Source organism: Thalassolituus sp. UBA2590, from assembly GCF_002339775.1.
Classification (GTDB): Bacteria; Pseudomonadota; Gammaproteobacteria; order Pseudomonadales; family Oceanobacteraceae; genus Thalassolituus.
Genome location: NZ_DDKU01000115.1, coordinates 1 through 2,512 on the forward strand (window position 1 = coordinate 1; position 2,512 = coordinate 2,512).

The window sequence follows — 2,512 nt, forward strand, 5'->3', positions numbered from 1 at the left end:
AGCATGGCTTTACGGCGATCACCGAAGCCTGGTGCTTTCACTGCAGCCACTTTGAAGGTGCCGCGCAGGTTGTTCACAACCAGAGTCGCCAGCGCCTGACCTTCAACGTCTTCTGCAATGATCAGCAGCGGACGTCCAGATTTAGCCACATTTTCGAGAACCGGAATCAGCTCCTGCAGATTGTCGATCTTTTTGTCGACCAGCAGCAGCAAAGGGTTCTCCAGCTCAGCAACCATTTTTTCCTGGTTGTTGATGAAATACGGAGACAGGTAGCCGCGGTCGAACTGCATGCCTTCTACAACGTCCAGCTCATCAGTCAGGCCTTTGCCTTCTTCTACTGTGATAACACCTTCTTTGCCGACTTTTTCCATCGCTTCGGCGATGATGCGACCTACGGTCTCGTCAGAGTTTGCTGAGATAGTACCTACCTGAGCGATGGCTTTGCTGTCTTCGCATGGTTTTGCCTGAGCTTTCAGCGCTTCAACAACCGCAGCAGTCGCCTTGTCGATACCGCGCTTCAGGTCCATTGGGTTCATGCCAGCAGCAACCGCTTTCAGACCTTCGTTAACAATCGCCTGCGCCAGTACGGTCGCGGTGGTTGTACCGTCACCCGCCTGATCGTTCGCTTGCGAAGCAACCTCTTTTACCATCTGGGCACCCATGTTTTCGAACTTATCTTCCAGTTCGATCTCACGTGCTACAGATACGCCGTCTTTTGTAATGGTCGGGCCACCAAAAGCCTTATCCAGAACGACGTTACGGCCTTTAGGACCCAGTGTTACTTTTACTGCGTCAGCCAGAATATTTACGCCGTCGAGCATTTTTGAACGGGCGTCATTACCAAACTTAACTTCTTTTGCTGCCATGGTAGTTTCCTTAAAATTCGTTGAGTTGAAGTATCAGAAGACGGATAACAATTAGTCTTCGATTACACCGTAGATTTCGCTTTCGTTGAGAATCAGCAGTTCTTCGCCGTCTACAGTGATTGTGTTGGAACCTGAATACTTACCAAACACAACGATATCCCCTACGTTTACAGCCAGAGCCTGCACATCACCGTTATCCAGAACTCGGCCATTACCGACGGCTACCACTTCACCCTGATTCGGCTTCTCAGCCGCAGCGCCCGGCAGCAGGATGCCACCAGCAGTGGTTTGCTCTTCTTCCTTGCGACGAACTACGACGCGATCGTGTAAAGGACGGATTTTCATTTGAAGTTCTCTCCAATGTATATGCAAATAAGTTGCGTGTTATGAAACCCCGCTGTCAGCGTGCTCGCTGATCAGGCGGCCCCAAAATCTGTGTGGTTTTCTTTATTGGGGTGGTGATCTGGTTTTCAACACCCCAAAATGAAATTTTTTACTCTTGTCGCTTTTCGATCTTCACGCTTCAGTTTTCGCGTTTCAGTCTTCGCGTTTATAGTCTCCCTCAATCACATCACCACCAACCCGGCCATCCTTCTGAGGTCGTTGTGATTGGTGACGCTGATTGAACGGCTCCTGAGTGCCGGGCTGCTCGAATGGATTCATTACCTGAGGTTTGAATCGCTTCATGATCGACTGCGCCATCACTCCACGCACACCGGGAAGCAGAAGACTGAAGCCAAAGGCATCGGTAATGAATCCGGGAGTCAACAGAAGTGCACCGGCAAGAGCTAATAAGAAACCTTCAGCCAATTCCTGCGCCGGCAGGCTACCCTGCTGCATACGCTCACTGGCACGCATCAATGTGGCGAGCCCTTGAGCACGCAATAATGTGACACCGACCAGAGCGGTGAGAAGGATCAGAGCAAAAGTCCACAGTATGCCGATGGCACTGCCAACTTTGATCAGGACGGCCAATTCGGCCATAGGAACAAGAATAAAGAGAAAGAGTAAAGGCACGTATAACTCCCGTAAGCTTTGCTATCTGAAATGGGGGCCAATCTTCTGAATACAACCCCAGCGGTACTGGAGCACAAGTCCGGGGATGGCCCATAAGTGTCACGATTGCCCGTAATTTGTCTTCTTTTGCCCTACTATTTGATACCTACACAACGGATAGTGCCCGCGTCAGATAATAATTGGAGTAAAAAAATGGCAACTGAACATTTCGACGTATTGATTGCAGGCGCGGGACTCTCCGGAATTGGGGTAGCTTGTCACCTGACAAAAAAGTGCCCTGATAAGTCATTTGCCATTCTGGAAGCCCGCGACGCCATTGGCGGCACCTGGGATCTGTTCCGCTACCCTGGAATCCGCTCTGATTCCGATATGTTTACCCTGGGCTACCGCTTTAAACCGTGGACCAGCGATAAGGGCATCGCCGACGGCGGTGACATCCGCCAGTACATCCGTGATGCTGCAACTGAAAATAAAGTCGACGAGAAAATCCGCTTTAAACACAAGGTTAAGAACGCTGACTGGAACAGCCGTGAAAAACTCTGGACTGTAACCTCGGACGTTGACGGCGAAACACGTACCTATACGGCCAAGTACCTGGTCGGTTGTACCGGTTATTACGATTACGATGA

Annotated in this window: 4 protein-coding genes; 1 reads left to right on the top strand and 3 read right to left on the bottom strand. The window is 50.4% G+C overall.

What is annotated here, in order from left to right:
• The 3 genes from groEL to B2067_RS10245 all read right to left on the bottom strand — a co-directional run.
• Nucleotides 1-866 (bottom strand): chaperonin GroEL (gene groEL, locus B2067_RS10235; protein WP_301388364.1); only part of this gene is annotated, 866 nt, incomplete at its 3' end.
• 51 nt (nucleotides 867-917) lie between these two features.
• The gene (locus B2067_RS10240; protein WP_068438427.1) at nucleotides 918-1,211 is read right to left on the bottom strand and encodes a co-chaperone GroES; all 294 of its coding nucleotides are present in this window, start codon (nucleotides 1,209-1,211) and stop codon (nucleotides 918-920) included.
• Nucleotides 1,212-1,403: 192 nt separating this feature from the next.
• Entirely contained in the window at nucleotides 1,404-1,883 is a 480-nt protein-coding gene (locus B2067_RS10245) for an FxsA family protein (protein WP_301388366.1), read from the bottom strand.
• Between the two features lie 192 nt (nucleotides 1,884-2,075).
• On the opposite strand from B2067_RS10245, the gene B2067_RS10250 reads away from it, so the two are divergent.
• Nucleotides 2,076-2,512: flavin-containing monooxygenase (locus B2067_RS10250; protein WP_301388368.1), on the top strand; the 437-nt coding region annotated here is incomplete at its 3' end.

Excerpts from the sequence above, each read along its gene's own strand:
- B2067_RS10240 (WP_068438427.1), bottom strand. The coding sequence starts at position 1,211 with ATGAAAATCCGTCCTTTACACGATCGCGTCGTAGTTCGTCGCAAGGAA.